Below are 25,390 nucleotides of genomic sequence, written 5' to 3' on the forward strand. Positions count from 1 at the left end.
ATATGTGTAGTAAGGATGATTTTATAAACTCAAAACTTTTCAAAAATTCTCTCTCTATTTAATTCTTATTATTTCCTTGGGTTTACCATTTTACGAACAATATTTTCGGATTGATATTCAATGATACCCAACCCCAGTCCTGCCAGCTTTTATGATTACCTGTTTTCACAATATCCATTGTCTTCGTGCCACGCATAAAAGAATATCCGGCAGAGAGTTTCACATCTTTCATGATTGACCAGTTTATCTGATAATCAACTTCCGAACCTAATGATTTCTTTAAGTCCTGAACTTTAACTGCTGTACTAAAGTAATGGTAATTAAGTTCCATATCCACCTTGTCAGATAGACGGAAACGACCTCCGATACGAGCATCCATCAATCCCGGTGCATAACCATTTGCAAATGTAGAAGCATAAAAATAATCCATTGCTCCATAGAATTTATGATGGGTCCCATAAAGAGGATCAAAAGCCTTATACTTACCGCCATTTCCTTTATCACCGCTTAAATAATCAAAACTAACTACGGCTCCCCATGTCTGATTAAACGTATAGGCGGCTTGTATGCTACCCATCAAAGCTGAAACTTTCTCCGCCACTTTATTCTTACCCATCTGATAGTAGAAAGCACCATCCAGATTCCAGTTGCTATTCTTATAAGTGAGGTAAGTACCCATTGTTTGTAAATAGCGGGTATGAGAATCATCCGTGGCTTTATCGCCCGTTTCCAATCCCAGATTCATAAACAACAAAGAAGCTCCAAACGGAACATTGTCCGCTTTATAATGATACCAGACAGTTTGCATATTCTTATATGGCTGTCCGGTAGAAGAATCATAGTAAGTACCTCCACTTGTTCTATTGTCATTATTCTGGTTAAAAGCAAGAATCAGATGGACTTCATTATTTTTATTGGCATATCCCAGCTTCAATGCATCGTGGTAACGCCCCGCTACATTCCAATCCAGTCCTCCCAAAATACGTTCATCATCATAAATCAATGACTGACGTCCCAGTTGAGCAAAGAACCCTTCACCAAAGTTCAGTTTCGCCCAAGCCTCATTCAACATAAAACGCCCATTCTTCTCAATCTGCGGGTCTTGTCCCCAAACACCGACATGCTGTGCCGACATCTTTAGTTCCAAATCCGAACGTTTATAATCCATCGAGAGGCGTGCACGGTTATTGATGAAAGAGGTAGGAGCTACCCCTTCATCCCGTGGAGTCAGTGCACCATTCCGATACTCCGCACGAGGTCTGATTTGCATAGACATCGTAAATTCATTCTCTTTCTCCGTGTTTTGTGTATATGCCATGCTTGGCAATAGCATAAGCAAGAATGACCAATAAAATGTTTTCATTGATATTGAAGTTTTAGTGATACGATATTTCAATTTAAATTATAAGTATGCACACTGACTCCTTGCGCGGCCGGAAGGTAATTGATTCCATACCAGCACATTTGCAACAGGACAAATGATACTAACAGAATAATCAACGCAGGACGTGCCTTCAATGGCTTGCCTAATCTGAAATGGATATACACCAGATAAGCGAACCAGGTAGCTGCCGCCCAAGTCTCTTTCGGGTCCCAAGCCCAGTAATGTCCCCAGGCTTCTTTTGCCCAGATAGCTCCGGTAAGCATACCTAATGTCATAAATGCCAGACCTACATAGGTGAGGTTGTCACACAAATCCATTTCTTTCCGTTCAATCTCCTTCTTTTTGAACCAAAGCAGATAGACAGCCATCACCGTCGCCGCTCCCAACATAGCATAAGCAAACATATACACAATGACATGAGGGGCAAACCACGGGCTTTGCAAAGCAGGCATTAACGTCTTATTGTGAATCTCCGGTTTGAAGATATTGATACAGATAAAGACCAATGAAAGGATGCAACTGAAACTTAAAATCCATTTATACTTCCAGCGTGCATAGGTTATCAATCCCGCCAACGGAAGGAAGAAAGAATACCACAACCGTGTCTCTCCCATTGTCCGCATCGGAGGACGTTCTAATGAAATCCACATTCCGATAATGAAGCTGAAGAAAATAGCCAGACCTAAGAAAGTAAATCCATAAGCCCATCCCGGTTTTGTACCTTTCCAGGCAGCAAAAGCTCCCAAAGCCCAACAAACCAGTGCAGCTATTGCAAATAGTATAAAGTATTCCCAACTCATGCTTTGTCCTCCTCTTTCCTCTTTTGTGCGCTGACAAACAGACAGATGGCTCCTGCCATCATCATTATAATTCCTGTGTAAACAACCGGCAACCACGGATCGCGAACCAACTCGAAAACACTGACATCGCTCCATCGTCCCTTTGTTTCATCGTAACTAAGTTGATAAATTTTCCAACCTTCTATCTCCATCGGACGGTTCACTTCAATGGTTCCTTCCGTGATCGTTCCTTCTTGTGTGTAAATCTTCACTTCCGATGCAAATCGCTGCGGTTCCCGTTCCGGCATTACAATACTGGTTAAAGAATCCAGCCGGATTGCCTTATAGGGAAAAAGAAAACTACCACAGCTTACCCATCCCTCTTTGGTTGTTTGATTCTTCTGATTGACTGCTTTCAGATAGACAGCATAAGTCGCTCCCATCGAATAGAATTTTGTAAACTTCAAGGTATCTTCGGTAGCCACAGAAGCAGCCATCGGAATAGATTGCTCGATAGTTAGCTGCCAATCCTGCAAGCTGCCATTTGTCACTCCCTCTTCCAACAATACATGTACAGGAGATTTGTCGGGAAGCGTACGGCCGGTTTCATTATCAATCAACATCAGTTTCGGAGGATATTCGTCGATTGTGAAATCCTTCAGTTCGATAGCCAGCGGAAGCTCAATCAGTTGACCTTTATCATCCGTAGCCCGCCATTCGGCACTTCCCATCCGGGTTGTCATTTTCAACCTTTGCATATCGGCATTTCCCAAAGTGGCTGTTATCAGTGCAATAAACAATCCGATATGATTCAGAAGGAAAGAAATCCTGCTGATCTTCAAAGAAAAACCGGTGCGAAGGATTGTCAGCCCCAAGGCGGTGACCATCCAAAAGTAGAGCAGGACAAAAGGCCAGGAAGAAATCATCTGCGAAAACCCCAGCAGATCAGCCGGAGCATGACCGGAAGGAGCTTGCCGGATCAGTCCCATCACCACCGTCATGCCGACCACCCACAATAGAGACGAGACAGCAGCGGAATAATGACTCAACCATCCGAATAAATAGATACGTTTGCGAAGAAGGTGCATGGCTAGCAAAGCAATGATATAAACCACTAACACAATCACATTGACCGGACAGGCAAACAGATCCCAATGTATGGCTCCCACTGTCATTTGCAGCAATAACCCTATCACCAGTAATCCTGCGCCAATCACCAGCCCTTCTTTATAACTCCATGGTTTGCTCCACATATATAAACTCTCTTATTTCTGTGCCAGACGACCGTTTTCTTTCGCTTTCTCCAACCATGCCGGAACAGTTGTTTTCAGGAATTTCTCCTTAGCCGCTCTTTCAGCATCCATATCCAAGCCGATATATTCCTGTGCTTTTGCCTTTGTTGAAATGTCCGGCATCGGAACATCTCCCGTATATCCGTTCTTCGCCAATACTTTGGATACAGCCAGACGGGCTTGCATGGCACGATCCAATCCATGAGAAAGAATTCTCTGAATTTCCTGCGGTGCATGGAAAGAACCTCCGTGTGAAGCTACTCCGAAATCCCAACGCCATTGTGCCTGACGAATCAGTGCGAGCACATCTTTCATCTGTGTTTCTGTGGCACCCTTGTCCCAGGCAAATTTAGCTTCGATATGTGCTTTTGCCAATTCCTGTTCCAGACGGTTACGGATTTCATTCGCTTTACGCTGGCGTTCGTACACATTATTACGCAAAGTCTCTTCACTTTCACGGTGACAAACCTGACAGGTGCGGTCAATCATAGCCAACGGGCTTTGGATATGGTGATCGCTGAATTTCACACCACCTTCACTCTTATACGGCATGTGGCAATCGGCACAAGAGACACCTCTCTGTCCGTGGATACCCATCTGACAAATCTCATAGTCAGGATGCTGCGCTTTCAGAATCGGAGTACGGCTCAATTTATGAATATAATCATAGAAACCGGCCTCATCATAATAAGCCTCCATATCTTCTACCGTAAAACCTTTGTCCCAAGGGAAAGTCAGGTATTTGCCATCCCCTTTGAAATAATATTCCACATGACATTGTGCACATACCAATGAACGCATCTCCTGCGGAGTAGCTTTAGTGATGTCTTTACCCTGACGTTGGAAAGCCTCTATCAAAGCGGGACGACTGATATGAAGATTCATTGTTTCGGGATCATGGCAATCGGAGCATCCGATAGGATTCACAATTTCAGCGCCCATAGCCCCCCATTTATTGTTATAGAAAGAATCGACACCCAATGCCTCCATCATACGGGGAACATCCGGACTCTTACAAGTCCAACAGGTAGACGGTTGAGGACCTTCGGTCGGGCTCATGGGCGAACCGGTACGCAAAGATGCCGTAATATCCTCAATGGCATGCATGTGTCCCCGTGGAGTGGAATAATCTTTTGAGAAAGCATATCCCGCCCATAGAATCACCATTTCAGGACGTTTTTCCAAAGCATCTACAGCAATATTCCCATTAAATTCACTCTCAAAGTCAGTCTTTGCAGTCTCCGTCCAAGTCTGGTATTCACGGGGAAAGTCATCCTTAAACAGTTCATTCCGTGCTTCAATCCCTTTGATAACGTTTTTACGGTTATTGAAAATGCTGGCAACTTCCGCCCTCCGTTCCATCAACGCAGAAACGCATAATCCCAAAACAAATACAACGACCATTGAACCTCCGAACAACAGCCATCCTTGCCATGATTTTAATTTCTTTTCCATTGTATATCGGTTTTATTATTTTATTACGTATTTCATTTCTTATTTATCTTTCTGATTCACCATCTTCCGGAGCCATTCGGGAACAGGCGATTCCGGAAGAGGAACAATCGCTCCCGGAGTAGCGGACAGAGAATTCTTTCCACCATGAGGAACATCACGATGGCAATCCCAGCAAGCCTTCCCCTCTCCTACTTGTGACATCATATAATCGATCTTCCCCGTCTTCACAAATTCCGTATTGAGTTGTGTATGACAACGGATACAATTATCCATAATCACTTCGGAACTGGCTTCATGAGCCTGAATGACCTGCGGCTCACTTTTGGTAAGAAATGCAGCCACGTGTTTCATACCGTCCATACCTTTAAAGGTCCATTTCTTCACAGCATTTTCATGCGGCACATGACAATCATTGCAGGTGGCATTCCGGGCATGCGAACTATGAAACCAAGTTGCATAGTAAGGAGTCATAATGTGGCAATTCACGCACGCAGCCGGGTCATCCCCAAGATAGGTATGCGCCCGGAGCATATACATAAACAGTGCTCCTCCACCCACAATAACACCGCCAATGATGACAGCCGCTACCTTCCATTTATAAGAAGGAAAGAGTCGATTTATTATTGGAAACTTCATCATATGAAAAAGTATTTTTCACAAAAGTAAAGGATTGGAAACAAAAAAGGTGTAATAGATATTACACCTTTCAAAAGAAAAAATACTCATTACAAAAAAACAGTCTATCTATCGTCCTATGGATAGTAGACATTCCTTCCTTATGTATTGCAATCTATCTTATTCATCATGGTGATGGTCTTCGTCTTCCACCTCATTACTCAATTTAATATTGCGCGCGATATAAGATTCGTTACCTGCGGCATCCGTGCAATAAACCATCAAATGATAATCTCCTGCAGTAGCATTGGCCGGTATTACAATATCGTGATGATGAATATGGGCGGTTTTCTGTCCGGACACATCGTAGGATCTGTTGAAACTAAAATCTACTGTTTCCTGTGCAGCCCTGCTATTACCTCCGTGTGAATGGTGGTCGAAATTACTATGAATTTCAATCTTATAGGATTTCAGCATGACATCATCCGACAAATCCATTTCAAAATGAACCCCATGTTCGTTTCCGATCTCCAAAGCCTGACCTTCTTCCGGTTCGTGAAGTTCAATCAGAGGTTTGGTCGTATCGCTGGAGTCATCATTATCACAAGAGGAAAACATGAAAGTAACTGTTGCCAAAAGGCTAATCATTGGGAGATAGAATTTATTTTTCATTTCAGTAATTTTTTAAATGGAACTTTGATTAATATCTGGAAGTTACGTCCCGGTTCGGGGATCTCAACTTTCCTGTAAAAACTAAGATGATTGTAATATCGGGTATTGAATATATTCCGGGCGGTCAGGGTGATTTCAATCTCGTTGTTTCCACCTATCGGAATATTCAATGAACCACCCAGATGAAAGAGGTTTGCTCCGGCTGTACGGTCTTCGTTACGGTCCACTCTATTTTGCCGGGCAATGCTCTGCCATTCTGCATACAACATATACCGATTCTTTTGCCAGGTTAATGTATTGCGCATGACAGGAGGTGGCGAGAAACTCAATGGAATATGTTCATCACAATTATAGGTGTAAACGTATTCAGCGGAAATCCGATAATTGAAGTTGCGCAGAAAATCAACATCTACGGTAGCTTCAGTTCCTGCAAATAGCGCTTCCGCTCCGGTATAGCGATAGATTTGTCCGGCATGAGGCAATACAGACCACTCTCCGGTAGGACGCAGAAAGATGTAATTGCTGAACCAACTGACAAATGGAGAGACGGAGAAAGAAATTCCCCGGTACTTCAGATGATAAGAAGCATCCAGTTGCCAGCCTTGTTCGGACTTTAGGTTTGCATCTCCCTGTTCATGGCGGAAAGTGCCGTGATGTACACCGTTGGCAGCCAACTCATTCGCACCGGGCAGGCGGAAACTACGCCCGATATTCACCTTTACCAGATGCTTGTCGGAGGGAGTCCATACCAGTCCCAGAGAAAGAGAATAATCACCGTAGTGCTTATTCACAGAGTGACTGTTCCACTTGTAGAAGTCTATCTGTTCCGGATCATAGCCCTGTTTCCGAAGATAATCGGCAAGGTAAGCATCTTCATGCGAAGAGATATTCATATATCCGTAGTCATATCGCACTCCTCCGCTGACTGAAAACACATTGTTAGGTCTGTATGTCGTAAGCCAAAGCATTCCGGTAGTGGAACGGCGATATTCAGGCAGTAAAAACGAATAGCCGGAAATGTCGTTCCGTTGATGTTGTCCATCCCACCCCAATGTATGTTCCCACGAAGAAGAACCAATAAAACGAGCTTTCACCGAAGCACTGAAAGTGTTCAGATTAAAAGCAAGTTCCTTGTCGGGGTCTTTCTCCGGTGCGGGTTGCGAACCGTAGTGAGTATGGAAAGCACTCCACTCTTCACGGTGATTGTTCTGGAAACCTAAATCGCCTGACAAGATCAGTTTCTCCCATGCATATTGCTGGTGGGTAGTCACTTTCAGGTGATTCACTTTACTGAATGGCAATTCAATATTACGGCTGTCTCCATCATCTTCCACACGTGACGCATCGGGTATGCCATGTGCCCCCGGGAAGAATCCCGTCTTTTGATATACATTACTCACAGCATAATTCGCTTTATAGGCTCTTCGTTGATATTGGGTAAAAAGTCCGATATTACGTTCAATGCCTGCTGTATTCTTGAGTTTACGCCCATATATGGGAATTCTTTGTGTCAGGTAGACAATAGAGTCCGTCGGAATACGATAGTCACCGAAATGTTGTTCCGAATAACGGATATAGGAGTACCAGGCATTCTTCCTGATTCCCAGCATCAGTGATCCTCCGATGGTTCCATTGACTGATTTACCTAGCAGTGTGACATCTCCGAACACACGATTATCAGCAGGAACAGCCGGTGGAACAACATCAATCACTCCTCCCATTGCATCACTGCCATAGAGCAGTGAGGAGGGTCCTTTCAATACATTGACTGCTCCGATATTGAAAGCATCCAGTTCTAGTCCGTGATCAGCTCCCCATTGTTGTCCTTCCTGTTTGATTCCGTTTTCCAATACAGCAATCCGGTTGAATCCCATTCCGCGAATCATCGGTTTGGAGAAGCCCGAACCAATATCCATTGCCTGTACTCCGGGAATGTTCTCCATCGCCTGCATGAAGTTTCCTGTAAAATGTTTGCGCAAAAAATCCTGATCGGCTACATCAACCGTAAGGGCAGACTTTTTTACTTGACGTTGCTGGTACGTTTCGGTTACCACAACATCAGGCAAAAGCATGCTCTTGATTGAATCGGATTTCTGTGCATGGACGGATAAGGTTACAAATAACCCTATTACGCCCGAAATAATTCCGATACGCATCAATTACAATCTTTTATTTAATGTGTAAAATGAATGTGAGGATAGATTGAAAGCCAATCTATCTCCATTGAAAATATGAGTATGTAATCATGCGAACGGAGGCCCGCGTAAATGATGCGAATAAGTTGGTTTGCAAACAACCTTATCCTGGTAAATAACCGGCTCGTAGGGCACGAGCGTCAGTATAGTATGATATTCTATTAATTGAGGTTCCGTGAAAAGAGAAAGAGAGTATTTACATATCGCACAATCATCGGAAGAATTATGGGAATGCTTTGCATGGGAACACGACTTTTCATCCTCACTTCCATGATAGTGAAAGGTCTTCACTACAAAGAAAGGAATGAATGTCATGAATAACATCCATGCTATATATACCCTTATATTTTTCTTTTGATACATTCTCTCTCTATTGATTAATAGAATAGCGGGACAAATATACCGGTATGAAAAAGAACCAGCAAATAATCAGTCTTAATATGTGTTATCAGTAATAGAGTTCAACTCCCTTAATGTCCAAATCTCCTCATATTCATAAGCCTCTCCCGGCTTTAGCTTGACCATAGGACTGTTCGGTTCCATTTCCAAAAATTCATCATTAAAATAAATCATGTTAGGAAAGCACACCCGCAAATTATTATCATATTTCCCCTGCGGAACATACTTATTTTGTTTGATATACAAATAATCATTGAACTGATAAAAATACATACCGTTTGTAGTATTTATCCCATATTTCTTTTGCTCGTCTCCTCCGGGAAAGGCTGTAAAATAACGATTCTCTACATGAATACGTTCCTGCAAATGATGAGAGGGAATTAATGTATCTGCTGACAATGAAATCTCACTAAATCCCAATGGATATTGTGAATTTGGAATCGCTTCACAATAGTAAATACCACCGGCAGGCAGTAATGTACGTGTCCAAAAACAATATTCAACCTCCCCATTTGATATATTAGACATTCGCTGTTTAATATGCAGAACCGGCTGGTTCTCTTCCAAAAAGTAAATCCGCTCCACCTGAATACCCATCGCCTGTGATGGATGGCTGACCAAGCGCAATTTATCTTCCTCAACAAAGGTTTGATAAGGTCCTGCCCAAATTGAATCATGGATATTCTCCGTTTTACGTTCATTACCGATATCAAATCTACCGGCATCAGGACTTCGTCTTGTTCGTATATAGTTCTCTACAGTCCAGCCGTTGATAACAGAATCACTCCACAATATATTATCTCCACGACTCTCTAAGCCGAAATATAGAATTTGTCCGCCATACGTCGGATTAACAATAACGGAAACAACCCTGTTAGATAGCTTAAGACAGTTCTCCCACCCTCTGTAAAAAACTGTATCAACCTCCTGAACCGGACGATGTGAACAGGATAAACAGAGAAAAAACAAAAGAATGAATAGTATATATCTCATAAAAGCCAACCTCTCTTGATTCATTTAAAATCCTTTGGAGAGGATTTGAAAAGTCCTCTCCAAAGGATCATTTTATACCGGAATAATTTCGACAGAGAATGTAGAAGATATTGTTTTATTAAGCCAGATTACGAGGCTTCCTCCTACTGTATCACTCAAATAGTCACTATCAGACACCAATGCCTTTCCATCAACCTTGACCGTTACATTTCCGCTTCCGATCCAATTATCAATTCTAAATACAGGATTTTTCACTGCACCGGTAGGGTTACAAGTAAACTGGCAACTTTCCGTACCTGCCGTTTTCATCAAAACCATCTCCCGTTTGGAATACCCTGTTACATCCGGATTATAAGAAACTCCGTTCAGATTCGTCGGACTTCCCATATACAGCCATCCTCTTGTATACGCATCTATATCAGAAGCCGCATCAGGTTGATTGATACCCAACAGCATCAGATATACTCTATATTTATTTCCATCCGAATTAATCTGATAAGCAGTATTCCAGGAAACGTCCCCTTTAGCCTCCACACCAATCAAAGAAGAATGAGAGACCTGTGACGGCCAGGTAGCCGTCGACTTATCATAATCCCCATAACGGGCATTTAAATAGGGTTGTTTATCTACCGGCCAATGAGACATCTGATAATTTATATCATGCCAGGTCAAGTCATTCTCAATCGGCAACGGAGAGACTTCCGGACGTTCGGGAGTATAAGAGAAAACAGAAAAAGCATCAGGAGCATTATTTAAATGAGCAGTATAGATTTGCTCTTTCCAGTTTTTCACATTCTGGTTGACTTCATCAAATGGTTTAGCCGGATAAAGATCATACCGGTTGCCTGAAAGATTAGAAATACTAAAAGCCGGTTGTTTCACATGATCTGACGGAATGGATGAACTGCCGGAAATAACCATGGGTTCACTCAACTCATGATAGCGATAATAAGCCTGTCCCGCCTGTTTCTGAATATACTCGATGCGTCTCACACCTACTCCGTCAGCATAGAAAGTATAATACTCGTCTACTTCCGGATATATCCCGTCAGGATAAGGAGCCTTATAATCCGGATTTACCAACGCATAATGGTACTTAACCACTTTCCGTACTTTGTTATTCTCTATGATATCTACTTTTGCATACGCTAACAAACGATCCGACATCGGCTCAAAACATCCTTTATTCAAATCCGACCATGTTTCAGCAAACTCATAGCAATAAAGCAATTCATTGCTCATGTGCCAGGCAGGTACAAAGTTTGCCTCCGACCAGAAAACAAATTGTCTGTTTTGTGCAGCAGCCGGGCAATGTTTCGGATTGAAACTGATTACCATTGCATCACCCGGAAAGCCAGCCCATGTAAAATTACGCTGTTTTACATCAAATTCCGGAGAGGACTCCACGACATCTTCAGCCGAAAACTCTTCAAAACGAATATCTGAAAAGTTCACTTCTGTCGAGTTTTCATTACCATTCCTGACTATCGGACAAATAAAATAGTTCTGTCCCTGTCCTCCCCAATCTTTCGATTGAGCAAGTTCAATCCAGTTCTCATGAAATTTCCCATCAATTTCTTTTCCAACACTCACATAAAAATGAAAGAAACCGGATATCTTATTCCTGATGATACGTGCCTTACCTGTAGAAGCTGTAAAAGGAACAGAAAAATAGCTATTATTGAGAGGTATGGAATAACGGAAAGAATAATCGTTTTTATTTATCTTCTTCGTATTATCCAAAACGTTATCTATTCCGTCCTGACGATCCAATACCCGTACGGTCGACACACCGGATTCTGTACACACACTCACCGAAGTATAATTATTGAAATCCGGTTTCCCGTTCTTCTCCCGGACAATAGCCAAGCCAAAGTTAGTTGTTTTATCAGCTGTTACCTCCGCAATAAAATGTCCCTGCGCAATCTGTGGCAGACAAACACCATAAGTAGAATTCTTCCCGTTTAACCCTATTTTTACAGAGGAACCGGAAACATCAAAACGACCATTAGCCCCTATCGTTAAAGCGATAGGCTGATACTCCGTAACCACAGGAGGAGCCGGTTTTTCTTCTGGATTAACCGGCATATAGGGATCATCCAAAGTGCAAGCTATCAGGCTGGAAAGCAGACAAGCTGCCAATATATTATTCATTATCTTCTTCATTTTTATTATGTATTAATAGGTCCGATTGAGATATACATTTCACAATCAATTGACTTGATTTACCGAGAGATATTTCAATTGCTTCTCAAAAGCCGCCGCTGAAAGATGAGTCTTCACCTGAACCACTTCCTCTTTTCCCGGTATCAGCGTTACGTAATTCTGCTCAAAGAAACTTTCATCGTCATCTACATAAAGATAAAGCCCTCTAATCAGTGCAGAAGAACGAAGCCGTAAATTGACTCCATCATTGGTCTTCTCCACCGTTATAACAGGAGCTACCTTTGAATAAGCATATTGATTGGAATAGACCGGATAATAGATGTTCGAAGAAACCGTTTTACCATTTTCATTCAACGTCACATAAGTGAAAACTTCGTTCTCTTTCTTACCTCCATAAAGTTCCGTAGTTGTTATCGAAGCCACATCTTCACACCCATTAGCACCCAATTCAAGTGAAACTCTCTTTGAGAACACCGTCTGTCCCTCCAAGGTCAGAGTCGTTATCTCCAACTCTCCTTTCATCTTTTGTAAACGATCGGAAATGACTTTGAACACAACTTGTTTTCCGGAAGCATAAGGAGAAACCAATACCTCAGCATAAGCATCACGGGCATAATACTGTAAAGCCTTCCATCTGCCATAATAATCAATGCTCGACCACGAAGCTACCGGCCAGCAATCATTAATCTGCCAATAAAGTGTTCCCATACAGTAGGGTTTTGCACGACGATGAGCTTCAATTCCGATCTTCACCGCCTCCGCCTGCAAATACTGGCTCATATAAACAAATTCACTAAAATCATCAGGAACTTTAAAATATTTCTCCATATACATCTTCATCATATTATTCCCGAAATTCGGATCACGGGTCTGGTCATTGCGGGCACGCTGATGAGACAACATAACTTCCGAATCCAAACGCAAATCATGTTCACTTGCAAAACGACGGATGGTGCGCATCTCCGGATAAGACTGGAAACCATACTCACTCATAAAGCGACCTATGTTTTTAGCTTCCGTATATTCTTCAAGCCATCCTCCTTTCCAGACAGACCAGAAATGTACATCTCCCATATTATAATCTATATTATTATAGCCGGTCACAGGAGATGTCGGGTGATAATACCTCGTTTCATCCACAGCCTGTATCGCTTCCGGAATTACGTCATAAAAGAGTTTATGCAGATTACTCTGATAAATTCTGTCTTCTTCGGGCGTATAACGATCTTTCCATCCCCATCCAAAATATGAAATCTCATTTTCATTGTTTCCATTCCAGAGTGCAATACAAGGATGATTACGCAAACGTTTCACATTGTCCTTCACTTCCTCGGCCACACTATTCAAATAATGCTCGTCAGCGGGGAACATGCCACAGGCAAACATCATATCCTGCCAGACAAGAATACCGTATTTGTCACACATCTCATAAAACGCATCCATCTCATAAATACCTCCGCCCCAAATACGCAACATATTCATATTCACATCAGCTGCCGACTTTATGATATATTCGTACCAACTTTCAGGCACCCTGTTCGGAAAATTATCCAAAGGAATATAATTGGCTCCTTTCATAAAGACCGCTTTTCCATTCAGTTTCACAAACATCGACTGCCCCTGTTCATCTTTTTCACGAACTATTTCCAATGTACGGATACCCGTCTTTACACGGTCTGTCACCTTATGTCCTTCTTTATCTAATACAATATCAAAATCATACATCCGGGGATTGCCTAATCCGTTAGTCCACCATAATTCAGGATTCTTCACTTCGAAGTCTACTCGCACCGTGTTCATCCCTTTAGTCAATGCTACTTGTTTACGAACAGCCTCTTTCTTATCATATTCCACCGTAAACGTTGCCTTCGTATCTTCATCACTCATCACCGTACAAACAGCCTCCATCTTCGCTTTTCCCGATTCCAGTTTCCGGGTAATAATTTGAGTCCCATCGATATGGATATCATCCCAGTATTCCAGATAAACATCTCTCCAAATACCGGTAGTAATCAAACGAGGACCCCAATCCCACCCATAATTATATCCGGCTTTGCGGGCATAAAGGCTTAACATAATATCTGACTGATCATTATTAGGCCATGCCTGCAACTGGAAAGGAGATGCCAGGTACTTAGGCATATCCACCTTAAATATAGAATGGAAATAGATGCGGATAGTGTTCTCCCCTTTCTTCAAATAAGGAAGAGGATTCAAAGTCCATGTACGAAACATATTGTCACACTTCATCACCATATAATCATTGATATAAATATCGGCATACGTATCAAGTCCGGCAAAAACAAGCTGTACGTTGGGTGCTTGAAGCAGAGCCTCGTCTACTGTGAAAGTCTTTTTATATTCCCAGTCCTTTTCTCCAATCCATTGCAGGGATTTCTCATTCACTCCGTAAAACGGGTCCTTTATCATACGATTATTCATCAAATCGGTATGTACGGCTCCGGGCACTTGTGCCGGGAGCCAATTTTGAGATATAGATTGCTTGAACTGCCATTCATCATTCAGACTGATCCGGCTTTTGTTTTTCGCCGTAACAGATATCAAACAGGTAAATAACATAAGCAATAATATATATTGAATCTTTTTATGCATAATACAAATTAGTTTAATGATAAGTGATTGCTCAATCCAGGTCACTCTCTACCAGAATAGTACTCCGGAAATGAGTTGTATTTCCCGATTTCGGAACAATAAATGTAATTGATTTATAACTCGTATCATCGCCCAACGAAGGTGATATATTATAATTTCCCGGTTTACCGCTTTCTTCTACGGCTTTAAAGTTGTCATCTTCAAACGTTATATTCGGACAAGAGAACTCACCTCCCCAGTCTTTTTGATTATAGAATTTGAATTGAACCCATTTACTGACAATGACAGTCTGCGAGTAAACTGTTTGGGTAGCATCTTCCGAAACCTTACGGAAAATAACCGCATTATTAAAATCCCAATCCGGATTATAGCTCCACAATTCCGGGCGACCGATTCCCCAACCATTCACAAACAAAACCTCCGGATAGGAAACATTAGTAGTCAACGGATTTTCCGCACTCTCTACAAAAACAAAGTTGAACATCGTATTCATATATAACGTCACATTACCTGTCTGCCCGATATACATCAACTTATCTCCTTCCAGTTTAAAGAAATCCGGATCAAACTTCAACGCATTGAGATCAATCAATTCTGTCCTCACTTCTTCACCGTTTGTCAAAGAAACATTCTGGGCACGAAGTGTATTATTTACAAAATCATTATCCGACGCATTCTTCTTATACAGCATGAAGACAACATCATTTACCGTCATTTCCTTTTTCAGAGGTGAAATCTCAAAAGAAAAAGCATCGAATACCACCTCTCTCACTTTCTCTTCCGTACTCTGTGAATCACAAAGGGAAACCGGACGCGACGAAGCCAACTCACAAGTATTCGTACTGGCATCAAATCCCCATACCATTCCTTTCTTTTCCGGCTCGCTATATATAAACACATTTGTATTATTCGGCAAGTCTACAGTAGCCTTATATAAATAAGGAGTTAACGGATTACTTTCATCCCTTTGCAGCACAATTTCTTCCCCTGTTTCACCAACCACTACATATAATTGTGCAAAATCCGGCCTTTCCAATGGAATCTCGCAAGATTGTTCTGCTGTTTTCACATTTTTATTTGTAGCCACAACCTCCAGAGAAGCAAGTTGCTCGCCACACAAACGTCCGAACGGCACTTCGATTTCTTCTTCCACTTTCAATGTCTTTTGATTATTTCCCGGAAGAGTTTTGGAATAAAGCACCGCCTGATTGGCAACCAAGCGTATTTCTACATGCGACAAGGCATCTGCATCCGTCACCTCCACGTTTAATTTTACCGACCCACCATATTGCAACTGTTCCTGATTCAAGGATAACTTTCCAATGACAGGTGCTTCGGCAGACGGATCGAAAAACATTTCATCCTGATTCTGGCAAGAAACAGCCAGTAACCCGATAAATATATAGAATGAAACAAGCTTATATAAATTCGTTTTCATATTTCTTCATTTAAAGATTAATAAAGGAAGAGGATTAATTATACCCCGGATTTTGAGTTAGGTTCGGATTACGATCCCTTTCTTCCTGTGGAATAGGCATCAGCAACATGTGTGCGGGAAATTTACCCGTAACAGTCGTTTGCTCTCCATCCACAATTTCCGACCACGTCAGACTTGACAGGGTGCTTTGAGCAATTCCATAACGTTTCAAATCAAAGAATCGCTCTCCTTCGTAAGCCAGTTCCAAGCGTCTTTCTTTCAAAAGGAGCCGGGTCAGTTCTTCTCTTGAACTGGCATTCAATTCCTGAAGTCCGACACGAGTACGAATCTTTTGCAGATTGGGTTCCGCTATTGCAGTTGCCGGACCGGACAAAGCATTGACTGCTTCTGCATGCAACAGAACAATATCAGCCAGACGGAAAATATAGATCAAGTCTCCGCAATCCCATCCTACCCGATTCTTTGCCCTGCACTTGTAAGGGAAAGGCAATGTACGGGTTTCCCATTGTCCATTCTTCAGTTGCGCATAATACTGGTCGAACCAAATATTATTAATGTCCTCAAAGATGACCGTAGAGTTTTTACGAACCTGATCTCCTTCGTCATCAAAAGCTTTCAGCAAACTTTGGGAAGGTGTCAGATATTTACGCCAATTCTGCTCTGTCATGGAAGGAGGCAATAGAAGAACAGGTACGTAATTATTTTCCGTACTGTTGGCAATATACTGTACAGCCAGAATCGTCTCACTATTATTACGATGTTCATCGTCAAACAGATGGTCATATGTATCCACCAATCGGTATACCGGCGAATTCATCACTGCTTCCGAATAGGTCTTCACCTTATCCCATTCTACATTGCCGGGTGCACCTTTCGTTGCATACACTTTTGCAAACAAAGCGTTAACCGCCCCTTTACTGGCAAATCCCCTGGTTTCAGCTTCCGTAGCACGCTTGTCCGGTAAACGGGTCAACGCAAATTCCAAATCTTCAATGATACGTGCATAAACTTCCTCTTCCGAATCGGCACGAGGCACTTGCACATCAGCCGGAGCAGTGCTTCCCGTAGTAGTCACAACAGGCACACATCCCCAAGTCTTTACTAAATTAAAATAATGCAACGCCCGCAAGAAGGAAGCTTCTCCAAGCATTTCTTCACGTTTACTCACTCCGGTAAAAGCTTCTGCGTCCAATAACGGATCATTAATTTGAGGTATATATTTCAAAGCTACATTACAACGCATAATACTTCCGTAAAGTGACTTCCATGATTTCATAACAACCGCATTACGGGGAGTCAGGTCGCGCAAGAACACATTATTGATATCCACATCATCACCACCACTGTATGCATTATCCGCAAAACAGTCTGCAAGAATCATGTAATACCACATATAATATTCTTCATGCCCTTTCTGTATTCCGTCATAGCAACTGATAATCAGTGCTTCCGCATCTTTTATGGAAGTAAAAGCATTGGCTTCGGTCAGTTCTCCCTGTGGTGTTTCTGTCAGGAAACTATCACAGGAGGTCAGCCCCTACATTGAGCAGCAAAGCTGCGGATATAAATATAGAATATATCTGTTTCATGTCTTTTTTAGATTTAATGAGTTGAACAATGCTCAAAATACAATAGTAGCTCCCAGAATATAAGTTCTCGCATGGGGGAAGACACCTTGGTCGATTCCCATAGCCGAAGAACTGCCCCCACCGATATTCACCTCAGGATCATAACCTCTGTAATTGGTAAAAGTCACCAGGTTATCTCCTGATATATAGACCGTCACTCTGTCCATCAACGCCTTCCGGGTCAACGAACGCGGCAAGGTATATGACAGTTTCACATTTTTCAGTTTAAAGTAAGATCCGTCTTCTACAAAACGGGAAGAAATAGCCGGATATTTATCTTTCTCCGCACGGGGAACAGTAGTGTAGTCTCCCGGATTACGCCAACGCATCAGGACACGGTCGGACTGGTTGCGGGAGTCGAACATTCCTTCGGTAAACATACGGGTGGCATTATAAATATCATTCCCGTATGAGCCCTGGAAGAAGAAAGACAGGTCAAAATTCTTATATGAAAAGACATTGTTGATGCCATACAGAAATTTCGGCTGTGCACAACCTAAGATCCGGCGGTCTTCATCTGCACTCAAATCTTCTTCATACACTAACATTCCGTTAGCCTTTTCGTACATCATACGTCCGTTTTGCGGGTTTACTCCTGCTGCCTGAAAACCATAAAAAGAACCTAAAGCCTGTCCTTTCTGAATGATAGACACATTTCCGGAGATTTTCTTATCAAGTGATCCGGTAAAGATAGCAGGACTTCCTGCCATATCTGTCACCTCATTCTTATTAGTAGAGATATTGAAATCTGTTGTCCATTTCAGCTCTCCGGTCAGGTTACGGGTAGTCAGTTGGAACTCCAGTCCTTTATTAACCACGCTACCTACATTCTGCATACCCGAATCAAATCCGGAAGTTTGAGGCAGTTTTACCATTAGTAACAAATCGGTTGTTTTCTTATAGTATGCATCGGCAGTCAGCGTTATTCTTCCATTAAGGAAAGAAAAGTCGAGTCCCACATTTGTCTGGGTAGTCCTCTCCCAACGTAGCTTATCATTACCTATCTGGCTCTGATAATATCCCGGTAGAATAACGCCATCCATATTATAATTCGCTCCGATTCCATAAATCCCATAAGAACTATAATAACCCACCTGGTCATTACCAACCTGTCCCCAGCCGACACGCAGTTTCAAATCACTCAACCAATCCAATGGTTTCATAAATTCCTCCCCAGTCAGTCTCCATCCCAAAGAGAAGGAAGGGAAATATCCCCAACGGTTGTTCACACCAAACTTGGAAGAACCGTCGGCACGGAAATTGACAGTGGCGAGGTACTTATTCTGGTAGTCATAGGTCACTCTCCCCAATACAGAAGCATTGGTAGATGCACCATAATCTTCACTGGGCTTGTTTAATACAGTTCCGGCGTTCATTGAATGTATTTTATTATCAGAGAATCCACGTATAGAACTGTTTGCCGATTCTCCCACATAACGGGAAGCTACAAACCCTGCCAAAGCTGAGAAACTGTGATCGCCTATCTTCTTGCTATAAGTCAGAATTTCTTCGTTGATCCATTTGTAATTTAACGAAGTGTTATAACTCGCTTGTCCCTGCTGGTTACGTCCCCAAGCTGAACTGAACGGGTCCAGAAATTCCTTGTACCGGGAAGCACCCATTTCGATACCCATACTTGTTTTTAACTTCAGATCCGGGGTAAAAGAAATCTCCGCATAGAGATTACCCAACAATTTATGATATACATAATCACGAGTATATGACTCTACCGCACTTAAAGGATTCTCCAAAGAAGACAAAAACGGTAGCGTAGGAAATGTTCCGTCCGCATTATATTTACCTACCACAGATGGAGTGGTGATGGCTTGCAGAATAACGGTCTCGGAATTTCCATCCGAAACATCGACATCATTGATCTTACTGTAACTTAGGTTCGTTCCGATCTTTACCCATTTTTTCAATTCCTGCTCCAGATTGATCTTAAAATTCATACGTTCAAACGAAGATGGTTTGACAATACCATCCTGTTTGATAAATCCGGCTGAAATGTAATAAAGGGATTTTTCATTTCCGCCGGAAATGGATAACTGATAATTCTGCATGGCCGCATTGCGAAACATTTCATCCTGCCAGTCGATATTGGCATTATACACGGATGTATCCATGGTCGGATATCCCAAATCGGAAAGTAAATCCTGATATTCATCTTTATTCAAGACATCTATTCTCTTGGCACGTTCCGAAAAGCCATAGTAAGCATTCAACTCAATTTGCGCTTCACCTTTCCGGCCTCTTTTGGTGGTAATCAGTACTACCCCATTCGCACCTGCATTTCCGTAGATTGCAGCAGAAGAAGCGTCTTTCAATACCGTAATACTTTCTATTTCGGAAGGGTTGATCGTTTTTGTGTCACTGGTCGGCACTCCATCCACCACATACAAAGGTTCGTTTCCTGCATTGATAGACGTAGCTCCCCGGACACGGATAGAGAAACCTTCATTCGGCTTTCCCGAAGGGGTGATAACTTGTACTCCCGGAGAACGTCCGGCAAGTGCCGAACCGAAATCATTCACGGGAATATTTTCTATATCTTTTGCCAGAACAGTAGATACAGCTCCCGTTATATCTTTCTTCTTCTGTACGCTATAGCCTACTACAACTACCTCATCCAGTTTCTTCACATCTTCCTCTAAAGTTACATTCAGCATCCGGTTGTCTCCGATTCTTTTCTCCTGGGACAGATAACCGAGAAAAGAGTATTGAAGTACTTGATTAGGATGATCGATTTTGATTTCGTACTTACCATCCATATTGGTCACCACTCCATTATTACTTCCTTTCACCATCACACTGACACCTATCATCGGTTCGCCGGAACTATCCGTAACTTGTCCTGTCACGTTTCTGGCAGTAGCCGCCTGTGTAGATTCTGCGTCTTTCTGCCTGACATTCTTGGAGATACGGACAGTTTTGTTATTGATATCGAAAGAGACATCCTGCCCCCGGAACAGGTTATTCAGTACATCTTCGATCTTTTGTTGTTTGGCGTCTATTGAAACTTTTCTTTTTGTATCAATATCCGGTGTTCGAAGAACAAACGTGTAGTTGTATCGCTTATTGATTGTTTCCAACGCCTCACCAATTGTCTTATTTTTGAGACTAAGCGTGATAAGTTCTCCATTATTCTGCGCCAACACCGGATTCGTCCAGATAAATAGCGCCAATAGAATTGGTAAAAGATTGCTAAATAGCTCTCTAAAATGAGCCGGTTTTTCATGATATTTCATACCTTTGGCAATGATCTAAGTTAATAATTAATTTTGTTAACTGATTTCCAAAACGGGAAAGTGTCGCAACCACTTTCTCGTTTATTTTTTTATTTGTTTATCCATCCATTCCGCACATGTATTTTAAGGTTAATAACTGGGTTGTCTATCTCGTCTTTCTTGAAATTTCAATAATATCCTGATCTCGCTTGATACATAATTCATTGTCTATATTCAATGCTTCGAGCATCTCATCCAAAGAAAGTCCCTGGGCAAATGTGACAAAGAAAATTTCTTTGAGTAGCGCTTTATCCCTTATCACAATCTGAACATTGAACAGACGTTGAAGTTCCGTTATAATCTCTTGCAGTGTCTTGTCTCTGAATGTATACTGTCCGTTTCGCCAGGATTGATACCCATCGACGTCAAACTTTTCAAGTTTAACTTGTTTTTTATCCAGTATGGCTTTCTCACCCGGAACAAGGAAAATATCATGCTGATTTAAATCTCCTTTTACCAACAAAGAAATACTTCCTTCAAGCAGTGTGGCTTCCGTGCCTTTATCTTCCGTATAAGAACGTACATTAAATCTTGTTCCATGTACTTTGATGCTTAAATCTTTTGTATCTACAATAAAAGGACGTTCCGGATCTTTTGTCACTTCCAGAAAGGTTTCTCCGCTAACAAATATCTGGCGAACTTGGGTAAACCGTTCGGGATAGATAATATGTGTACCGGAATTCAGCCAGACTTTACTCTGGTCGGGCAAAACAACTTCTTTCTTTTGCCCATATTCGGCATAGACTTCTATCCAGTTGACTTGTGATTCCTTATTATCCAGATATAGATAAAGAGTAGCTCCCAATAAAGGAATAAACAGAATAGCTGCAACACGTATCAGATAATGTATTGTTCTCGTGAATGTACTCTTTTGAGGAGACGGAGCTACTCCGCCAATAGCTTCACAGACCTTCACAAAGGCAGAAGAGGTCATTTCCCGGTCACAGGCTACTTGAGACGATTCTTTCCAAATTTCTTGCAATTCCTGATCGAATTCCGGTTTAGACTCATTCTCTATGAACCATCGTCCAAATGCACTTGAAGTGATATCCTTCTTCAAGTTATAGAAATAGTCTTTCAATATTCCGGGAGGTAAGAGTTTCATTTTTCTTCGTATTATCTGGTTATATCTGATATACGGAAGCTATGAAAAGTACACCCAATGCTTTTTCGACTTTAACATTTATAAACTATTAATTGAAGGATAGAGGTGTAACAGAAAGTAGTATGGCAGAGCGGAAAAATTAAAATCAGAGTGAAAGAATAAACAAAGCAGCAATCCAATAAAGAAACCCTCCCAGTTTTTCACGAAGTATGTGCAATGCTATATTCAGATGGCGTTCTACCGTGCGTTTGGATATTCCTAGTTCAGAGGCTATCTCATCATTAGACAATCCTTGCAAACGACTCATTACAAATACTGCACGACGCTGCGGCGGCATATTATCCACCTCTTTCATTACCAGTTCTTTAATATGAGACAGATCATAAACACTTTCTATCATTTCATCTGTATGATCGCTATCCTTCAGATAAGAGATGCTTTCCAAAGGTTCTGAAATGACTAAAGAACGGAAATAATCTGTTATCTCATTCTTTGTGATGGAATACAAATAGTTGTTAAACTTCCGCTCGCAATCAATCAATTCTCTTTTTGTCCAGACCTTGATAAATACATTTTGGGCTATATCGTCGGCAACAAAAGAATCTTTCACTATCCCCAATGTGAAAAAACGCACTTGAGAATAGTAACGATCGAAAAGAAGTTTAAAAGCATTTATATCTCCGGAAATCATTCGAGAGATAATATGACTCTCATTTTTCATAAACAGTTAGTGCAATATTGCAGATTTTATTGTCTCATACTTCCCAACATTTCCATCCCTTATTAGCACAAATGTACACCACATATGTCCGCACATTATAATTGGGAAACTTTTTCTTAGTGTCTTCACCGTATCTTTTCACCTGTTCCACGTGCTCGGGAAGAGGCTCGGAAAGTGCAAGCATCTTTTCAGCTTCCCTCATACGATAGTATTTAAATTCGACCACACGATCATCCATATAGTAATCCGTACCGGGAATACCGGTCATTTCAAAGTCTGATCGGCCTACTGAATTATTCTGTTCGATGGCAAAGGTATAACAACTACTTAAATAACGTGACACCAGTTCGTAGAAAGAACACCGGATAAAGTTTTCATTGATCTTATCAAAAACTTGTGCTGGAAATTGTCCCAAATATTGTTCGAAATAATTCTGAACGAGTGGTTCCAGGCTTCGATTGGAATCATAGTGCCGATACACAGGGACATAACGTTGTGCATTACCTTCTATTTTGTTCAGTTGATTATAGTAGTCCATGTATACACTACGCATCGTCATATTGGGCAATGTTGTCACAAATTTATCCCTCAACGTTGTCATTCCCAAATAAAACAAACTAATGGGATAAAACTCTTTATCAAAAAACTTTTTCTTATTAAACTTACTGGCAAGATCAGCCACATTATAAGGCAGTTCATCGTCAATTACCAATGCATCCAACATCGCTTTCGCATTATCCAGCGAAAGAGTCAACCGACGAATCCAATGAATGTCAGTACGTAGATTTTCATCTACCAACTCGTCCGGAATACTGCCGGCATTGGCTGCAAATTTCTTGAAGAAGTAAGTAAGGATAGTGGCATTGAATAACCGATCTCCATTGGGACGGAAACGGTAGCCATCGTAGTTGCTTACAATTAGTTGCCAGATTTCGTCAAAACGATCCTGTCCCGTAGAGTATTTATCCAGTACATAACGTAGATATGTTTCTGTTTCTTCGTATGTAAACCCAAGCATATTCAGGAAATTAGGCTCAAGAGTCAATATCTCTGCAATATTATATCCACTGGTCAAATCATCCATAGTGACGGGCAGCACACCTGTACAAAAACAAGTACGGATACTCCCCTCACCAATACCTTTTTTAATTACTTTAAAAAAAGTACGCAGAAAGCTGTCATTAGTAGTAACTTCTTCATAGAGTGGGTCATTATAGGCAGTAAGTAATTGATTGGTGAAATTATCATATTCATCAATCAAAATATAAACTTTAGGCAGTTCGTGAGAGCGGGCGTAAGTAAGCACTTCTTCCAGCATTTTAGATGCATCGCCACGATTGCTAAATTCAAAATCACCAAACAAATCACGATTATGTGCTACCATTACTTCTACCGGACCGCAATTCAGGTCATTAAAATTCTGTGCCAGCCCTTGAATATGGTCTGACATTACCATTGCGGAGAAGTCATAACGGATTATCATATAACGGTTATGTTCTTTTGTCGGATGGTTACCAATCCAAGTTCCTCCAAACAGTTCGTCAAACCGATGCGCTTTCGTACGGTCATAATAGCAAGCTAGAGTAGAGACTAACAAACTCTTCCCAAAGCGACGGGGACGCAGAAATACAGGAGCCTTATAATCTTCAAGCTTAGTTATATATTGGGTCTTATCTACGTAATAGAAACCACGTTCACGCATTTCTATGAAATCTGCTACTGCATAAGGAATTGTTATTCTTGCCATAATCCTACTGTTTTTTCTATAGACAAACAAAGGTACAAAATTGTTAGCAATAACAAGAAGAAATCTTTGAATTGATTGTTATTGCTCTTGTTGCCAGACATAAAACACGGTTCTTCCAGCTCCACGTTTACGAAGAATCCCTTTCTCAATGAAAGTATTCAAATCATCTATTGCTTTCAGACGGGAAAGTCCGGTCAGGCTACTATATTCCAATCGGGTAATACCACCATTTTTCTTTAGAAATTCCTGTAAAAGCTGCTGGCGTTGCTCCATAGAAAATTCCACTTTTTGAGAAGAGTGTCTGGATTTATCCACACGTTCCAACTCTATCTCACGTTTAATCTTCCTTTTGAACTCTTTGGAAGTGCGCAAATGCACGTTATCAAAACAGATTGATTCGGCACGAATCTCCCGTTTAGTCATTACTTTATGCGTACATTTCAAAGAGATGCTGAAATGCCCGAGTTCGCCAAGTTCTACGATATATCCCTCCGCTAACGTTTCGGCAAGTTCATCCAATACAACTCCTACTACCGCATCTATCACGTTATAGTTAAAAGTCTGGGAAGAACGAGATACACGTTCCAGGAATTCTTTTTTCGAGTAAGTTCCATTTGGAACGATACGGGCATGCAAAGGCTTTTGTTCTCCGGTACTATCAGGATCCGGTGTTTCATACAAATCATATTGAGCACTCATAAGTATATCTTTTTATTAGTTCATACATTTATTACTTTCACTGCGTATATTTAATCGTCTGTTCATTGAACTTTAATCTTCAGTTCATATAAAAATAATCGTCTGACAGCTGTATCTTTTTCGTCTGACAGTTGTCAGACGGAAAGATAACAGTTGTCAGACGAAAGTTCAACAGCTGTCAGACGATTAATCTATCGCATGC

The 25,390-nt window shown here is 41.5% G+C and carries 18 protein-coding genes; all 18 read right to left on the reverse strand.

Features of this window, described 5'->3' with window-relative positions; genetic code table 11:
- Positions 1-82: 82 nt before the first annotated feature.
- On the reverse strand, positions 83-1,363 hold the full coding sequence (locus NXV01_RS21250) for an alginate export family protein (RefSeq protein ID WP_259023189.1): 1,281 nt from the start codon (positions 1,361-1,363) through the stop codon (positions 83-85).
- Between the two features lie 29 nt (positions 1,364-1,392).
- On the reverse strand, positions 1,393-2,184 hold the full coding sequence (locus tag NXV01_RS21255) for a cytochrome c biogenesis protein (RefSeq protein ID WP_074557958.1): 792 nt from the start codon (positions 2,182-2,184) through the stop codon (positions 1,393-1,395).
- On the reverse strand, positions 2,181-3,416 hold the full coding sequence (locus NXV01_RS21260; protein ID WP_259023190.1) for a cytochrome c biogenesis protein ResB: 1,236 nt from the start codon (positions 3,414-3,416) through the stop codon (positions 2,181-2,183). The genes NXV01_RS21255 and NXV01_RS21260 overlap by 4 nt, the downstream gene beginning before the upstream one ends.
- Positions 3,417-3,428: 12 nt before the next feature.
- Positions 3,429-4,910: an ammonia-forming cytochrome c nitrite reductase gene (gene nrfA, locus NXV01_RS21265; RefSeq protein ID WP_004304071.1), complete on the reverse strand. Its 1,482-nt coding sequence runs from the start codon at positions 4,908-4,910 to the stop codon at positions 3,429-3,431.
- A 39-nt stretch (positions 4,911-4,949) separates the two neighbouring features.
- Positions 4,950-5,549 (reverse strand): cytochrome c nitrite reductase small subunit, encoded by a 600-nt coding sequence (gene nrfH, locus NXV01_RS21270; RefSeq protein ID WP_148364925.1) that lies wholly within the window; start codon positions 5,547-5,549, stop codon positions 4,950-4,952.
- Between the two features lie 156 nt (positions 5,550-5,705).
- Positions 5,706-6,197 (reverse strand): DUF4625 domain-containing protein, encoded by a 492-nt coding sequence (locus NXV01_RS21275; protein ID WP_004309723.1) that lies wholly within the window; start codon positions 6,195-6,197, stop codon positions 5,706-5,708.
- Positions 6,194-8,353, reverse strand: coding sequence for a TonB-dependent receptor (locus NXV01_RS21280; RefSeq protein ID WP_234132902.1), 2,160 nt, complete (start codon positions 8,351-8,353; stop codon positions 6,194-6,196). Before NXV01_RS21280 ends, NXV01_RS21275 begins: the two co-directional genes overlap by 4 nt.
- A gap of 87 nt (positions 8,354-8,440) precedes the next feature.
- Positions 8,441-8,755 carry a hypothetical protein gene (locus tag NXV01_RS25935; RefSeq protein ID WP_148364922.1) on the reverse strand — a complete coding sequence of 105 codons (315 nt, stop codon included), beginning with the start codon at positions 8,753-8,755 and terminating at the stop codon, positions 8,441-8,443.
- Positions 8,756-8,827: 72 nt separating this feature from the next.
- The gene (locus NXV01_RS21285; RefSeq protein WP_259023191.1) at positions 8,828-9,784 is read right to left on the reverse strand and encodes a DUF4380 domain-containing protein; all 957 of its coding nucleotides are present in this window, start codon (positions 9,782-9,784) and stop codon (positions 8,828-8,830) included.
- A gap of 72 nt (positions 9,785-9,856) precedes the next feature.
- Complete coding sequence (locus NXV01_RS21290) at positions 9,857-11,950, reverse strand: hypothetical protein (protein ID WP_259023192.1); 2,094 nt, start codon at positions 11,948-11,950, stop codon at positions 9,857-9,859.
- 45 nt (positions 11,951-11,995) lie between these two features.
- Entirely contained in the window at positions 11,996-14,563 is a 2,568-nt protein-coding gene (locus NXV01_RS21295) for a glycoside hydrolase family 2 protein (RefSeq protein WP_259023193.1), read from the reverse strand.
- A gap of 31 nt (positions 14,564-14,594) precedes the next feature.
- On the reverse strand, positions 14,595-16,001 hold the full coding sequence (locus tag NXV01_RS21300) for a DUF5121 domain-containing protein (RefSeq protein WP_259023194.1): 1,407 nt from the start codon (positions 15,999-16,001) through the stop codon (positions 14,595-14,597).
- 34 nt (positions 16,002-16,035) lie between these two features.
- Positions 16,036-17,394 (reverse strand): RagB/SusD family nutrient uptake outer membrane protein, encoded by a 1,359-nt coding sequence (locus NXV01_RS21305; RefSeq protein WP_409012943.1) that lies wholly within the window; start codon positions 17,392-17,394, stop codon positions 16,036-16,038.
- Positions 17,395-17,622: 228 nt separating this feature from the next.
- Positions 17,623-20,877 (reverse strand): TonB-dependent receptor, encoded by a 3,255-nt coding sequence (locus NXV01_RS21310; protein ID WP_259023195.1) that lies wholly within the window; start codon positions 20,875-20,877, stop codon positions 17,623-17,625.
- Positions 20,878-21,022: 145 nt separating this feature from the next.
- Positions 21,023-22,021, reverse strand: coding sequence for a FecR family protein (locus NXV01_RS21315; protein ID WP_148364916.1), 999 nt, complete (start codon positions 22,019-22,021; stop codon positions 21,023-21,025).
- Positions 22,022-22,166: 145 nt separating this feature from the next.
- Positions 22,167-22,742 carry an RNA polymerase sigma-70 factor gene (locus NXV01_RS21320; protein WP_148364915.1) on the reverse strand — a complete coding sequence of 192 codons (576 nt, stop codon included), beginning with the start codon at positions 22,740-22,742 and terminating at the stop codon, positions 22,167-22,169.
- A gap of 34 nt (positions 22,743-22,776) precedes the next feature.
- Positions 22,777-24,489, reverse strand: a complete 1,713-nt coding sequence (locus NXV01_RS21325; RefSeq protein WP_259023196.1) for an ATP-binding protein — start codon at positions 24,487-24,489, stop codon at positions 22,777-22,779.
- 78 nt (positions 24,490-24,567) lie between these two features.
- Positions 24,568-25,188, reverse strand: coding sequence for a DNA-binding protein (locus NXV01_RS21330; protein WP_148364913.1), 621 nt, complete (start codon positions 25,186-25,188; stop codon positions 24,568-24,570).
- Positions 25,189-25,390 lie beyond the last annotated feature (202 nt).

It is taken from the genome of Bacteroides sp. BFG-606 (genome assembly GCF_024788145.1).
GTDB lineage: Bacteria > Bacteroidota > Bacteroidia > Bacteroidales > Bacteroidaceae > Bacteroides > Bacteroides vicugnae.